10 protein-coding genes are annotated in these 14,196 nt (G+C 73.8%); 7 read left to right on the plus strand and 3 right to left on the minus strand.

Annotation, left to right across the window (positions count from 1 at the left end; all coding sequences use genetic code 11):
• Positions 1–175: 175 nt before the first annotated feature.
• The gene (locus tag ACFYUS_RS08745; protein ID WP_388847364.1) at positions 176–2,995 is read left to right on the plus strand and encodes a BTAD domain-containing putative transcriptional regulator; all 2,820 of its coding nucleotides are present in this window, start codon (positions 176–178) and stop codon (positions 2,993–2,995) included.
• Between the two features lie 42 nt (positions 2,996–3,037).
• Here the strand turns inward: ACFYUS_RS08745 and xdhC are convergent, their stop codons facing one another.
• Genes xdhC through ACFYUS_RS08760 form a run of 3 tightly spaced genes read right to left on the minus strand, consistent with a single transcriptional unit; the run spans position 3,038 to position 7,663 of the window.
• Positions 3,038–3,847, minus strand: coding sequence for a xanthine dehydrogenase accessory protein XdhC (xdhC, locus tag ACFYUS_RS08750; protein WP_388847366.1), 810 nt, complete (start codon positions 3,845–3,847; stop codon positions 3,038–3,040).
• A 1-nt stretch (position 3,848) separates the two neighbouring features.
• On the minus strand, positions 3,849–6,209 hold the full coding sequence (gene xdhB / locus ACFYUS_RS08755; RefSeq protein ID WP_388847368.1) for a xanthine dehydrogenase molybdopterin binding subunit: 2,361 nt from the start codon (positions 6,207–6,209) through the stop codon (positions 3,849–3,851).
• Positions 6,206–7,663, minus strand: coding sequence for a xanthine dehydrogenase small subunit (locus ACFYUS_RS08760; protein WP_388847370.1), 1,458 nt, complete (start codon positions 7,661–7,663; stop codon positions 6,206–6,208). The genes xdhB and ACFYUS_RS08760 overlap by 4 nt, the downstream gene beginning before the upstream one ends.
• A gap of 462 nt (positions 7,664–8,125) precedes the next feature.
• Here ACFYUS_RS08760 and ACFYUS_RS08765 point away from each other — a divergent pair, with 462 nt between their 5' ends.
• The 6 genes from ACFYUS_RS08765 (at position 8,126) to ACFYUS_RS08790 (ending at position 14,179) form a co-directional block, all read left to right on the plus strand.
• Positions 8,126–9,388, plus strand: coding sequence for a flavin-containing monooxygenase (locus ACFYUS_RS08765; protein ID WP_388847372.1), 1,263 nt, complete (start codon positions 8,126–8,128; stop codon positions 9,386–9,388).
• Positions 9,389–9,398: 10 nt separating this feature from the next.
• A complete protein-coding gene (locus ACFYUS_RS08770) occupies positions 9,399–9,881 on the plus strand; it encodes a RidA family protein (RefSeq protein WP_388847374.1) in 483 nt (160 codons plus the stop codon).
• The gene (locus ACFYUS_RS08775) at positions 9,878–10,552 is read left to right on the plus strand and encodes a DUF1028 domain-containing protein (RefSeq protein ID WP_388847376.1); all 675 of its coding nucleotides are present in this window, start codon (positions 9,878–9,880) and stop codon (positions 10,550–10,552) included. The genes ACFYUS_RS08770 and ACFYUS_RS08775 overlap by 4 nt, the downstream gene beginning before the upstream one ends.
• On the plus strand, positions 10,549–11,703 hold the full coding sequence (locus tag ACFYUS_RS08780; RefSeq protein ID WP_388847378.1) for a M20 family metallopeptidase: 1,155 nt from the start codon (positions 10,549–10,551) through the stop codon (positions 11,701–11,703). Before ACFYUS_RS08775 ends, ACFYUS_RS08780 begins: the two co-directional genes overlap by 4 nt.
• Positions 11,700–13,187: an aspartate ammonia-lyase gene (locus tag ACFYUS_RS08785; RefSeq protein WP_388847380.1), complete on the plus strand. Its 1,488-nt coding sequence runs from the start codon at positions 11,700–11,702 to the stop codon at positions 13,185–13,187. The genes ACFYUS_RS08780 and ACFYUS_RS08785 overlap by 4 nt, the downstream gene beginning before the upstream one ends.
• 77 nt (positions 13,188–13,264) lie before the next feature.
• Positions 13,265–14,179, plus strand: a complete 915-nt coding sequence (locus tag ACFYUS_RS08790; RefSeq protein WP_388847382.1) for a LysR substrate-binding domain-containing protein — start codon at positions 13,265–13,267, stop codon at positions 14,177–14,179.
• Positions 14,180–14,196: the final 17 nt, after the last annotated feature.

Here is a 14,196-nt window from a genome sequence, read left to right on the forward strand (position 1 = left end):
CCGGCAGGGGAATGGGGCCTCCATGCCCCTTATGGCACCCGTCCGGGAACACAAGTTTGAGACGTGAACGTGTGTCCGGTTCGCTTCGGTCAGGATGTGTGGCGTACAACCTGTGACCGGTCCGTTCAACGAGGTGCGCGGGCACTCGCTACCACCGAGCCCTGGAGTCAGACAGATGCGTTTCGGCCTGCTGGGCCCGATCACGGCGCAGGACGCCGCCGGCCCTCTCGTCATCGGCAGCACGAAGGTCCGGATCCTGCTCGGCATCCTGCTCCTGAAACGCGGCCAGGTGGTCTCCTCCGACGAGCTCAAGGCCGCCCTGTGGGGCACCGACCTGCCCGCGACGGCCTCCAGTTCGCTGCACAACCACGTGACGCGTCTGCGCAGGACGCTGGGCCCCGAGGGAGCCGCCCGGCTGCGCTCGGTGCCGCCCGGATACGTCCTGGACGTGGACCGCGGCGCGCTCGACAGCGACCGGCACGAGGAGCTCCTCGCCACCGCCCGCACCGCCCGGCACAAGGAGGACTGGGAGACCGTACGGGAGGCGTGCGCGACGGCCCTGGGGCTCTGGCGGGGGAGCCCGCTCGCGGACCTTCCCGGACTCGGCCAGAGCCTGCGGTACGGGCCGGGCCTCCAGGCCCTCGACGAGGCCCGGCTCGTCGCCCTGGAATGGCGCTGCGAGGCCGACCTGCGCCTCGGCCGGTACGACGGCCTCGCGGCGGAGCTGTACGCGCTCACCGAACAGCACCCGCTGCGCGAGGGCCTCCACCGCCATCTGATGCTGGCCCTGCACCGCACCGACCGCCAGGCGGAGGCCCTGGCCGTCTTCCACCGGCTCCGCAGGATCCTGGCGGAGGAGCTCGGCGTCTCGCCCGGCCGCGCCGTGCAGGAGGCGCTCGCGGACATCCTCCGGGGCCACGGCGAGCCCGAGCCGAAGACCCCGGCCCCCGCGCCCGCGCCCGAACCCGCACCGGTCCCCGACGGGGCCCACGTCCCGGCCCAGCTTCCCCCGGTCTCCCGCTACTTCTCCGGCCGGCGGGCGGAACTGGCACGGCTCGACGCACTCCTCGAGGACGCCCGCCGGCACGCCGGCACGGGGCCCATCGTCGTCTCCGGCCCCGGCGGCGTGGGCAAGACGACCCTCGCCGTCCACTGGGCGCACCGGGTCCGCGCCGACTTCCCCGACGGCCAGCTCCATCTGAACCTGCGCGGCTTCGCCCCGGAGGGATCCGCCGTCACCCCCGACAGCGCCCTGCGCAGCCTCCTCGAAGGCCTCGGCGTGCCACGCGCGCGCGTCCCCGCCTCCCAGGAGGCCCGGACGGCCCTCTTCCGCACCCTGACGGACGGACGCCGCTACCTGATCCTGCTGGACAACGCCCGCGACGCCGCCCACGTACGACCGCTCCTCACCGGGTCCGCGACCAGCCTGACCGTCGTGACGAGCAGGGACCAGCTCCTCGGCCTCGTCGCCGTCGAGGACGCCCAGCCCGTGGCGCTCGACGTGCTGTCGCCCGACGACGCGCGCGAGCTCCTCACCGCGCGCGTCGGCCGTGCCCGCGTCACGGCCGACCCGCGCGCCGTCGACGAGGCCGTCGAGCTGGCCGCCCGCCTCCCGCTGGCCCTGGCCGTCGTGGGCGCCCGGGCGGCCGTCACCCCCGCCCTCAGCCTGACCCGGCTCGTCGAACGGCTGCGCCTCGCCCGCGGCCTCGACGCCTTCACCGGCAGCGACGCCTGGAGCGACGTCCGCGCGGTGCTCTCCTGGTCGTACGAGACGCTGAGCACCGACGCCGCGCGCCTCTTCCGGCTGCTCGCCGTCCACCCCGGGCCCGGCATCACCGTGTCCGTGGCCGGCAGCCTCTCCGCGCTCCCGTCGGCCCGGGTCCACCCGCTCCTGACCGAACTGGCCGAGGCCAACCTGGTCACCGAGGGCGCCGACGGCCGGTACGCCTTCCACGACCTGCTGCGCACGTACGCGGTGGAGCTCGGCGAACAGGTCGACTCCGGGGCGAGCCGCCGCACCGCCCTGAAGAGGATCACCGAGCACTACCTCCACACCGCGCAGCGGGGCGCGCTCCTGATGGACCCCCAGCTGGCCCCCGTCGACCTGCCCCCGAAGCCGGGGCGGGGCGTGCGCCCCGAGGACCTCGCGGACATCGGCGCGGCCCGGGAGTGGTTCACCGGCGAACACGCGGCCCTCGTGGAGACCGTCGTCCGGGCCGGCGCGAGCGGGCTCGACCTGGCGTGCTGGCAGCTGGCCTACGTCCTGAAGACGTACCTCGCCTGGGGCGGGCACTGGGCGGACGGCGCGATCGTCCAGACGGCCGCCCTGGAGGCGGCGGAGCGCATGGCCGACACGACGGCCCGGGCCCGGGCGCACCGGAGCCTGGCCGCGTCCCTGCGCTGGAACGCGGCCCGGGACACCGAGGCCGGGACGCATCTGCGCCGGGCGCTCGACCTGTTCACCGCCGAGGGGGACCTGCTCGGCCAGGCCGACGTCCACCTCGACCTCGCGGGCCGGTACGAAGCGAAGGAACGCCCCGGGGAGGCGCTGCACCACAACCAGCGGGCACTGGAGCTGTTCCGGGAGCTCGGCCACCGGAGCGGAGAGGCGAAGGCCCTCAACAACGTGGGCTACTTCCAGGCCCTGCTGGGCAACCACGCCGAGGCGCTGGCCATGTGCGACGCCGCCCGCCAGGTCTTCGAGGAGCTCGGGGACCGGCGCAGCCTGGCCCTCACCTGGGACAGCCTGGGCGTGGTGCACCACCAGACGGGCGACCTGGAGCGGGCGGCGCACTGCTTCCGGATATCGGCGGAGGGCCTGCGGGAGGTCGGCGCGCCCTACCACGAGGCCGTCTCGCTCGACCACCTCGGCGACGTCGAGTCGGCGGCCGGCCGGCCCGAGAGCGCCCGGGAGGCCTGGCGGCAGGCCTGGGAACTCCTCGACGCGCTGCGGCACGACGACGCGGAGGCGGTCCGGCTCAAGCTGCGGCGGTGAGCCGGTCCGGCCCGCGCCGGCACGCCCCGCGGCGGGCGGAGGTCAGCTCCCCCCGGTCTCGAAGGCGCGCAGCAGATCGGCGGCGACGCTCACGGCGATCGTCGCCGGTTCCTTCCCGGAGAGGTCGGCGAGACCGATCGGGGTCTTGATCCGGTCGATGTCGGCCTCGTCGTGACCGCCCTCCACGGCGAGGCGCCTGCGGAACCTCGCCCACTTGGCCGCCGACCCGATCAGCCCGATGGACCCGAGACGGGGCGTGCGCAGGGCGGCGTCGCACAGGGCGGCGTCCTCGGCGTGGTCATGGGTCATGATCAGGACGTGGGTGCCGGGCGGCAGCTCCTCCAGGACCTCCTCGGGCAGCAGCGGCGTGTGGTGCACGCGCACCTGCGCCACCGCGTCCGCGAGCACCCCGAGCCGCTCCTCGGCGAGGGTGTCGGAGCGGCTGTCGACCAGATGGAGGTCGAGGTCCTGGCGGGCCAGGATCCGGGCCAGTTCGAGCCCGACGTGCCCGACCCCGAAGATCGCCACGGCCCGTACCACCGGCAGCGGTTCGAGCAGCACCGACACCGTGCCGCCGCAGCACTGCACGCCGTGCCGGTTGGTCACCTTGTCGTTCAGGGCGAAGTCGATCAGCTCCGGCGCCGTCTCGGACGCGGCGATCATCTCCCGGGCCCGGTCGATCGCGACGGCCTCCACGTTCCCGCCGCCGATCGAGCCCCAGGTCTCGCCGCGTCCGACCACGAGCTTCGCGCCGGCGTCGCGCGGGGCGTGGCCGCGCACGGCCGCGACGGTCACGAGCACGCCGGCCTCCCGGCGTGCCCGCAGCCGCGCGACCGCGGCGAACCACGTCATGTCAGGCACCGCTCGGCACTTCCGCGCCGGCCCTGGCCCTGTCGCGGGCCGCCTCGATCGCCCAGTACACCGCCTCCGGCGTCGCGGGCGAGGCCAGTTCGAGGCCGATCCCCTCCGGGCCGAACGCGGCGGCGGCCTGCCGCAGCGCCTCCCGTACGGAGAAGGCGAGCATCAGCGGAGGCTCGCCCACGGCCTTGGAGCCGTAGACCGCGCCCTCCTCGCCGGCGTTCCGAAGGAGCGTGACGTGGAACTCCTCGGGCATCTCCGAGAAGCTCGGCAGCTTGTACGTGCTCGCCGCCTGTGTGAGGAGCCGGCCCCGGTTCGGCCCGTCACCGGCGTCCCAGCGCAGGTCCTCCAGGGTCAGCCAGCCCGCGCCCTGCACGAACCCGCCCTCGACCTGACCGATGTCGATCATGGGGGAGAGGCTGTCGCCGACGTCGTGCACGATGTCCACCCGCCGGATCCGGTACGCGCCGGTGAAGCCGTCCACCTCCACCTCGGCCGCGGCGGCGCCGTGGGCGAAGTACTTGAACGGCGAGCCGTGGAAGGTCTTCGCGTCCCAGTGCAGCCCCTCGGTCCGGTAGAAACCGGCCGCCGACAGCTGCACCCGCTGGAAGTACGCGGTCCGCACGAGGTCGTCCCAGGCCAGCTCCTCGTCGCCGCCGAGCCCGCGCGCGACGCCCTCGACGATGCGTACGTCCGAGGCGTTCACCCCGAGCAGGGTCGCCGCCACCTGGAGCAGCCGCCCGCGCAGCTGCTCGCAGGCGTTCTTCACCGCCGCGCCGTTGAGGTCCGTGCCCGCGCTGGCGGCGGTGGCGGAGGTGTTGGGCACCTTGTCGGTACGGGTCGGGGCCAGGCGCACCTTGTGCAGCGGGATGCCCAGGGTGGTCGCCGCCACCTGGAGCATCTTGGTGTGCAGGCCCTGGCCCATCTCGGTGCCGCCGTGGTTGATCAGGACGGAGCCGTCCTTGTAGATCAGCACGAGCGCGCCGCCCTGGTTGAAGGCGGTGAGGTTGAAGGAGATGCCGAACTTGAGGCCGGTGAGCGCGAGGGCCCGCTTGGTGTGCGGGTGCGCGGCGTTGAAGGCGGCGATCTCGCGCCGGCGGTCGGCGAAGGCCGCGTTCTCCTTGACCTGCTCCCAGACGGCGGAGATCCGCTCCGGCTGGACGACGGGCTGTCCGTACGGCGTGGACTGGCCGCGCCGGTAGAAGTTGCGCTCCCGCAGCTCCGCCGGGTCCAGGCCGAGCAGCGGCGCGCAGCGGCCCATGATGTCCTCGATCACCAGCATGCCCTGGGGGCCGCCGAAGCCGCGGAAGGCGGTGTTGGAGACCTTGTTGGTCCTGGCGATGCGGCCGGTGACACGGGCGTTGGGGAGCCAGTACGTGTTGTCGATGTGGCACAGCGCGCGGGCCACGACCGGCTCGGACAGGTCCAGGCTCCAGCCGCCGTCCGCCGTCAGGGTGGCGTCGAGGGCCTGGATGCGGCCCTCCGTGTCGAAGCCGATCCGCCACTGGGCGTGGAAGCCGTGCCGCTTGCCGGACATGGTGAGGTCCTGGGTGCGGTTGAGCCGGACCCGGACCGGCCGTCCGGTCAGCCGGGCGCCGAGCGCGGCGACGGCCGCGAAGCCGTGCGGCTGCATCTCCTTGCCGCCGAAGCCGCCGCCCATCCGCAGGCACTGCACGGTCACCTCGTGACTGCGCAGACCGAGGACGTGGGCGACGATCTCCTGGGTCTCGGAAGGGTGCTGGGTGCTGCTCTGGACGAAGACCTGCCCGGCCTCGTCGATGTGGGCGAGGGCCGCGTGCGTCTCCAGGTAGAAGTGCTCCTGGTCGGAGAACCGGAGCTCGCCGGTGAACACGTGCGCGGAGTCGGCGAACCCGGCGTCGACGTCGCCGGTCTCCATCACGGGCCGGGCGCCGTGGAAGCTGCCCGCGGCGATCGCCTCCCCGAGCGTGATCAGGGAGGGCTTCTCGTCGAGGTCCACCTCGACGGCGGCGGCCCCGAGCCGGGCCGCCTCGAGGGTCTCCCCGAGCACCCAGGCGACCGCGTGCCCGTGGAACATGACCTCGTCGGGGAAGAGCGGCTCGTCGTGCTTCATCCCGGCGTCGTTGACGCCGGGCACGTCGGCACCGGTCAGCACGCGCACCACACCGGGCACGTCGAGCGCGGGCCCGGTGCGCAGCGCGGTGATGGTGCCGTGGGCCTTCATGACCTGGACGGGGTGGGCGTGCAGGACGTCCTTGGTGCGGTGGACCAGGTCGTCGGTGTAGAGCGCGGTGCCGGTGACGTGCTGGGCGGCGCTCTCGTGCGGCAGCGGGAGGCCGACGACGGACTTCTCGGGACGTTCGGACAACTGGCTCATGACGACACCGCCTCGGTGGTTCGCGCGTACAGCTTCAGCAGGCTCTGGCCGAGCATCGCGGAGCGGTACGCGGCGCTGGCCCGGTGGTCGTCCATCGGCGTGCCCTCGTCCCGCAGCACCGGCGCCACGGCCTCCGCGGTCTCCGCCGTCCACGGCCTGCCCTCCAGGGCCGCCTCGGTGGCGAGGGCGCGGATCGGGGTGGCGGCGACGCCGCCCAGGCCGATGCGGGCCTTGCGCACGATCCCGCCCTCGACGTCGAGCGCGAAGGCGACCGCCACGCTGGAGATGTCGTCGAAACGCCGCTTGGCGATCTTGTGGAAGGCCGTGACCGGCGACAGCGGAAGCGGGACGCGCACCGCGCGGATCAGCTCGCCGGGGCGGCGCACGCTCTGCCGGTAGCCGGTGAAGTACTCCGCGAGGGGGACCTCGCGCTCACCGTCGGCGTCGGCGAGCACCACCGACGCGTCGAGGGCGAGCAGCACCGGCGGACTGTCCCCGATGGGGGAGCCGGTGCCCAGATTGCCGCCGAGGGTGGCGCCGTTGCGGATGAGCCGGGAGGCGAACTGGGGGAACAGCTCGGCGAGGAGCGGGACTTGTCCGTCGAGGCGGCGCTCGATCTCGGTGAGGGACAGTGCCGCCCCGATCTCGATCGAATCGGATCCGAAGCACAACTCCCGCAGTTCGGGGAGCCGGTCGACGGCGACCGCGCAACTCGCCCGCCGGGAGCGGATGTTCACCTCGACGCCCCAGTCGGTGGAGCCGGCGACCACCACCGCCCCGGGTCGCTCGCGCAGCAGCCGCAGCGTCTCGGCCAGGGTGTCCTTCCGGAGGAACACGTGGTCGTCCTGGGCGTACGCGGTGGCGACCGGCGCGGGCGGGGCCTGCTCGCGGCGCCGCGCGAGGGGGTCGTCCTCGGAGGGCGCGCCGACGGCGAACGCGGCGTCGCGGATGGGGCGGTAGCCCGTACAGCGGCACAGGTTGCCGCTCAGCGCGTGCAGGTCGAAACCGTTCGGCCCGTGCTCGGCGTCGTCCTCCGCGGCCGCGGGGGCGCAGCGGTCGGGCCGGTAGTACTCGGCGGCCATGCTGCACACGAACCCCGGTGTGCAGTAACCGCATTGGGATCCGCCGCGGACCGCCATCTCCTCCTGCACGGGGTGCAGGACGGGCGCGGTGCCGGGCGCGCCGGCGGCGGCGAGGCCTTCGGAGGTGACGATCTCCTGGCCGTCGAGTGCCGCGACCGGCACCAGGCAGGCGTTGACCGCCACCCAGTCGGTGGGCTTGTTCACCCCGGGCCGGGCGACCAGGATCGAACAGGCGCCGCATTCGCCCTCGGCGCAGCCCTCCTTGGTGCCGGTGAGACCGCGCTCGCGCAGGAAGTCCAGCACCGTGGTGTGGGGTGCGGCCGGTGCGAGCGGTGCCTCTTCCCCGTTGACGGTGATGCGCGCCTCTACCATGACGGGCCCTCGATTCCGTGCGCGATGGGTCGGTTCCTCATGTTCGCCAATGTCGGCAGCTTTCTGTGTTCGGACGCGCCACGGCGGAGAAGCGGGCGCGGAACGGCACGCGACAGAGCCGTGCCGGAAAGAGGTGAGGGGAAAACCGGAACGTGCCGCGAAAGGGCACGGGAGAACGGCGTCGTCAGCAGCCGTGGGCGATGCGACCCGGAACCCAGGCCGTGCAGTGGGCGAGGCGACTCAGGTCGGAGCTGGTGTTCATCCGCCGATCGCCTCCTCTCGGTCCCACGGGTCGATGCTGACCGCAAATTAACGCCCGGCGATCACGCCGGTCAAGGGGTGTCCGAGCTGCGTACATCTGAGAATCGGATGACTCCCAACGAAAACATCTGTTGGACAGTTTCCAGGGCCGCTCCAAGGATGTGCCGTGCGGTTGCACAGTCCACGAGAGCGGAGGCACACATGCCGCATGAAGAGACCGAAGTCGTCGTCGTCGGAGCCGGCCAGGCGGGCGTGGCGATGAGCGAGCACCTGGGCGCCCACGGCATCCCGCACACCGTCCTGGAGCGGCACCGGATCGCCGAGCGGTGGCGCTCCGAGCGGTGGGACTCCCTCGTCGCGAACGGGCCCGCGTGGCACGACCGCTTCCCCGGCCTGGAGTTCGCCGACCTCGCCCCCGACGCCTTCGCGTCGAAGGAGCAGGTCGCCGACTACTTCGCCGCGTACGCCGAGAAGATCGGAGCCCCGGTCCGCACCGGCGTCGAGGTGACCTCGGTGCGGAAGCACACCGGCCGGCCCGGCTTCCGTGTCGAGACCTCGCAGGGCACGATCGACGCGCGCTTCGTCGTGGCCGCGACCGGAGCCTTCCAGCGGCCCGTGATCCCGCCCGTCGTGCCGGACGGCGCCGTCCCCACGCAGATCCACTCCAGCGCGTACCGCAATCCGGGGCAGCTGCCCGAGGGCGCGGTCCTCGTCGTCGGGGCCGGTTCCTCGGGGGTCCAGATCGCCGACGAGCTGCGCCGCTCCGGGCGCCGGGTGTTCCTCTCCGTCGGTCCGCACGACCGTCCGCCCCGCGCCTACCGGGGACGCGACTTCTGCTGGTGGCTCGGCGTCCTCGGCATCTGGGACGCGCAGACGCCTCCCCAGGGCGCCGAACACGTCACCATCGCGGTCAGCGGCGCGCGCGGCGGCCACACGGTGGACTTCCGGGACCTGGCGGCCTCCGGCATCGAACTCGTCGGCCTGACCGCCTCCTACGACGACGGCGTCCTGGGCTTCGCGCCGGACCTCGCCGAGAACATCGCCTTCGGCGACGCCCAGTACCTGGAGTTCCTGCGGGCCGCCGACGCGTACGCCGAGCGCAACGGGCTCGACCTCCCGGAGGAGCCGGAGGCCCATGTCCTCGGGCCGGACCCGGAGTGCGTGACCAGCCCCCGCCTGGAGCTCGACCTGAACGAGGCCGGCGTCACGTCCCTCGTGTGGGCGACGGGCTTCGCGAGCGACTACGGCTGGCTCGACGTCGACGCGTTCGACGGGAACGGCCGGCCGGACCAGCGGCGGGGCGTGTCCGCCGAGCCCGGCGTCTACTTCCTGGGCCTGCCCTGGCTGTCCCGTCGCGGATCGAGCTTCATCTGGGGCGTCTGGCACGACGCCCGGTACGTCGCCGACCACATCGCGCGGCAGCGCGGCTATCTCGCGTACGAGCCCACCGACCGGAAGCACTGAGGAGCGGACCATGACCTCCACGAATCCGAACACGACCCCGAGCACGACCCCGAACGCCCCGATCGTCGCCGGCGGACACACCCGGATCCGCCCGTTCAACACCCGCGAGACCTATCCCGAGCAGCACCTCGACAACGACCTCTGCCAGGCCGTCGTCGCCGGGAACACGGTGTACGTCCGGGGCCAGATCGGCCAGGACCTCGACACCAGCGAGTCCGTCGGCATCGGCGACGCCGAGGCCCAGGCCGAGCGCGCCATGGCCAACATCAAGATGCTGCTCGAAGAGGCGGGCAGCCGCATGGAGCACCTGGTCAAGCTGACGATCTATCTGATCGACCCGCGCTACCGCGAGGCCGTCTACCGCACCGTGGGCCGCTGGACCAAGGGCGTCCACCCCATCTCCACCGGCCTGGTGGTCTCCGCCCTCGCCCGCCCGGAGTGGCTGTGCGAGATCGACGCCGTCGCCGTGATCCCCGAGGAGGGACGGGCGTGACCTTCTCCCTCCTCGTACGCGACGGCGAGCGGTTCGGCGTCGTGGCGAGCTCGTCGAGCCCGGCCGTGTTCGCCCGGGTCGCCCATCTGCGGCCCGGGGTCGGCGCGGCGGCCTCGCAGAACATCACCGACCCCACGCTCGGCACGAGCCTCCTGGCCGGCCTCGCGGAGCACGCGGACGCGGAGCGCGCCCTGGCCGACGTCACCGGCGCCGCCCGGAACGCCGGGACGATCGCGTACCGGCAGCTGACCGTCCTCGGCCGCACCGGCCCCGGCTTCGCGCACAGCGGGGCACGGACGCTCGGCACGTACGCCTCGGCCACCGCGGACGGCGCGGTCGCCGCCGGCAACATGCTGTCCGGCCCGCACATCCCCGGCGTGCTCCTCGACGCCTACGCCGCCGCGGGCGGGGAACTCGAAGAGCGTCTCCTCGCCGCCCTGAAGGCCGCCGTCGCCGCCGGCGGAGAGGAGGGGCCCGTGCACTCCGCGGGCCTGGCGGTCGTCGCGGACGCCGGCTGGCGCGTGACCGATCTGCGGGTGGACTGGGCCGAGGACCCCGTGGACCGGCTCGGCGACCTCCTCGACGTCTGGCTGCCGCAGCGCGACGACTACGTGCGACGCGGCCTCGACCCCGCCACCGCACCCTCGTACGGCGTGCCGGGGGACCTGTGACGGCGGCGATGAAGGCGGCGGCACGGCAGGCGGTCGACCGCCGGGCCGAACGGCTCATCGGCCTCTCCGAGCGGCTGCACGCCGACCCGGAGACCGCCTGGGAGGAGCACCGGGCCGCGGCCGCCGTGCCGGAACTCCTCGACCGGGCCGGATTCGACGTCACCTCCTCCTACCTGGGCCTGGAGACCGCGTTCCACGCCCGGTTCGGCGGCGGGCCCGTACGGATCGCGCTGTGCGCCGAGTACGACGCGCTGCCCGGCCTCGGCCACGCGTGCGGGCACAACCTCATCGCGGCGAGCTCCGTCGGCGCGGCGCTCGGCCTCGCGGCCGTCGCCGACGAGGCCGGACTCACCGTCGAGGTCTACGGCACCCCGGCCGAGGAGGGCGGCGGCGGCAAGATCGAGCTGCTCGACCGGGGCGCCTTCGCCGGGACCGACCTCGCGATGATGGTGCACCCCGCGCCCGTCGACGTCGCCGAGGCCCGCCCGTTCGCGGTCAGCCACTCCCACATCTCCTACACCGGGAGGTCCGCGCACGCCGCGGCCTATCCGGAAGCGGGAGTCAACGCCGCCGACGCCTTCACCGTGGCGCAGGTCGCGATCGGACTGCTCCGCCAGCAACTCCCCGCCTCGGCACGGGTGCACGGCGTGGTGACCCACGCCGGGGACGCCCCGAACGCCATCCCGGAGCGCGCGGCCGGACGCTGGTACGTACGGGCCGAGACGCTCGCCGAACTCGCCGCGCTGGAACCACGCGTGACGCGGGCCTTCGAGGCCGGGGCCCTCGCGACCGGCTGCGAGCTCCGGATCGAGCCCGAGAGCAAGCCGTACGCGGAGTTCCGCACCGACGAGAGCGCCCTCGGCCACTACCGTGCGAACGCCCTCGCCCTGGGGCGGGAGTTCGCGCCGCCCGGCCAGGCCGCCCGGATGAACCGCGCCTCCACCGACATGGGCAACGTCTCGCAGCTGGTGCCCGCCATCCACCCGTACATCGGCATCGGCTCCCTGCCCGCCACCAACCACCAGCGCGCCTTCGCCGCGCACTGCGTGGGCGGGGCGGCGGAGCGGGCCCTGCTCGACGGGGCGATCGCGCTGGCCTGGACCGGCGTGGACCGAGCCCTCGAACCGCGACGATCCGAAGGACCCCGATGACCCTCACCCCGGCCCCCCGGCGCACCGCCCCGCCGGACCGCGTACACCGGACGGAGCACGGACACGAGCCGGACCGCGCGCACCGGACGGAACACGACATGCTCGGCGACGTCGACGTCCCGGCGGACGCCTACTACGGCGCGCACACCGCCCGGGCGGTGGTCAACTTCCCCCTCACCGGGGAGACCCTCGCCGCCCGCCCCCACATGATCCGCGCCCTGGCGGCGGTCAAGTGGGCCGCGGCCCGCGCCAACGCCGACGTCGGCGCCCTGGACGCCACGCTCGCCTCGGCGATCGCGGACGCCTGCGCCGAGATCCGCGACGGAGCGCTCCACGACCAGTTCGTGGTCGACCTCATCCAGGGCGGCGCGGGCACGTCGACGAACATGAACGCCAACGAGGTGATCGCCAACCGCGCCCTGGAACTCCTCGGCCGCCCCCGCGGCGCGTACGCGGTCCTGCACCCCCTCGACCACGTCAACCTCGGCCAGAGCACCAACGACGTCTATCCGACCGCCCTGAGACTGGCCCTGGACGCGCACGTCGCCGAGTTGCTCACCGCCCTGGCCGGGCTGCGGGGCGCCTTCGAGGACAAGGCCGCCGAGTTCGCCGGCGTCCTGAAGATGGGCCGCACCCAGCTCCAGGACGCGGTGCCCATGACGCTGGGCCAGGAGTTCGGGGCGTACGCCGCCACCCTCGCCGAGGACGAGCAGCGGCTCGCCGAGGTCAGACCGCTGCTGTACGAGCTCGGCCTCGGCGGCACCGCGATCGGCACCGGACTCAACGCCCGCCCGGGCTACCGGGAGCGCGCGGTGGAGCACCTGCGCCGGCTGACCGGCATCCCGGCGCTCCGGTCCGCGCCGGACCTGGTCGAGGCCACCCAGGACGTCGGCGTCTTCGTCCACCTGTCCGGGGTGCTCAAGCGCGTCGCCGTGAAGCTGTCCAAGATCTGCAACGACCTGCGGCTGCTGTCCTCGGGGCCGCAGGCCGGACTTGGCGAGATCAACCTCCCGGCACGGCAGGCCGGTTCGTCCATCATGCCCGGCAAGGTCAACCCGGTGATCCCGGAGGCGGTCAACCAGATCGCTTTCGAGGTCATCGGCAACGACGTGACCGTCACCCTCGCGGCCGAGGGCGGACAGCTCCAGCTCAACGCCTTCGAGCCGGTCATCCACCGGAGCCTGGGCGCCGGCCTCGACCACCTCACCGCGGGCATCGGCGTCCTCACCGAGCACTGCGTGCGGGGCATCACCGCCAACCGGGAGCGGCTCGCCGAGACCGTCGCCGCCTCCACCGGCCTCGTCACCGCGCTCGGCCCCGCACTCGGCTACGAGACCGCCTGCGCGATCGCCCTCGAGGCCCACCACGGCGGCAGGCCCGCGCTCGACCTCGTACGCGAACGGGGGCTGCTGACCGAGGCGGAACTCGACGGGCTCCTCAGCCCCGCGGCCCTGACGGGCCTGTCGCCGACCGGTGCCGCATAGGGCCGGAGCCGGCCCGTGCCGCATAGGGTCGGAGTCGACCGGATCACCAGGCACGAGGGCCACGCATGACGTCACCAGTGGGTTTCACACTCGTTCAGCTCCGCTACTTCCTCGTCGCCGCCGAACGCGGCTCGATGACGGAGGCGGCCGCGGAACTGCACATCGCGCAGTCCGCCGTGTCCACCGCCGTCCACAACCTGGAGCAGGACCTGCGGGTCCAGCTGTTCATCCGCAGGCGGGGCCGGGGGCTGACCCTCACGCCCGCCGGGGAGCGCCTCCGGCAGCAGGCGCGGGAGCTCCTCGCCCGCGCCCGCGAGGTCGAGCGGGAGGCCCGGGGAGAGGGCGGGGCCCTGTCCGGGCCGGTGGCCGTCGGCTGCTTCGTGACCCTGGCCCCGTACTACCTGCCGGCGCTGTTCAGCGAGTGCACCCGACGCCATCCGGGCATCGAACTCGACGTCATGGAGGGGGAGTCGGACCAGCTCGTGCGGGCCCTGACGGAGGGACGCGTCGACTTCGCGCTCACCTACGACCTCGGCCTGTCGGCCGAACCGGACCTGGACGCCGAGACGGTCGCCCGTGCCCCGGCGTACGTCATCGTCGCGGCCGGTCACCCGCTGGCCGGCCGGGACGGCGTCGCACTGGCCGAGCTGTCCGCGGAACCGCTCGTCCTCCTCGACCTCCCGCACAGCCGCGACTACTTCCGCTCCCTGGTGGCCGCCACCGGCACCGCGCCGGACGTCCGCTACCGCACCGGGAGCTACGAGACCGTGCGCTCCCTGGTGGCGCGCGGACTCGGTTACTCCGTGCTCAACCAGCGGCCGGCGACCAGCCAGACCTACGGCGGCGGCGAGATCGCGGAACTCCGGCTGACGGACGGCGGCCCGCCGCTCGAGGTCAAGCTCGCCACGGTGGGGGGCGTGGCCGTGACCGCCCGCGCCCGGGCGGTCATGGACCTGCTCCGGGAGATCGCCGCCCGGCCCGCCGGGGCCTGAGCGGAGCCCCCCGGGGG

This window comes from Streptomyces sp. NPDC004284 (assembly GCF_042874035.1).
In the GTDB taxonomy this organism is placed as follows: Bacteria; Actinomycetota; Actinomycetes; order Streptomycetales; family Streptomycetaceae; genus Streptomyces.

Bases quoted from the DNA above. Each gene is read 5' to 3' on its own strand.
- ACFYUS_RS08745 (WP_388847364.1), top strand. From the start codon at position 176: ATGCGTTTCGGCCTGCTGGGCCCGATCACGGCGCAGGACGCCGCCGGC.
- ACFYUS_RS08770 (WP_388847374.1), top strand. From the start codon at position 9,399: ATGACCTCCACGAATCCGAACACGACCCCGAGCACGACCCCGAACGCC.
- ACFYUS_RS08785 (WP_388847380.1), top strand. From the start codon at position 11,700: ATGACCCTCACCCCGGCCCCCCGGCGCACCGCCCCGCCGGACCGCGTA.
- ACFYUS_RS08765 (WP_388847372.1), top strand. From the start codon at position 8,126: ATGCCGCATGAAGAGACCGAAGTCGTCGTCGTCGGAGCCGGCCAGGCG.
- xdhB (WP_388847368.1), bottom strand. From the start codon at position 6,209: ATGAGCCAGTTGTCCGAACGTCCCGAGAAGTCCGTCGTCGGCCTCCCG.
- ACFYUS_RS08760 (WP_388847370.1), bottom strand. From the start codon at position 7,663: ATGGTAGAGGCGCGCATCACCGTCAACGGGGAAGAGGCACCGCTCGCA.
- xdhC (WP_388847366.1), bottom strand. From the start codon at position 3,847: ATGACGTGGTTCGCCGCGGTCGCGCGGCTGCGGGCACGCCGGGAGGCC.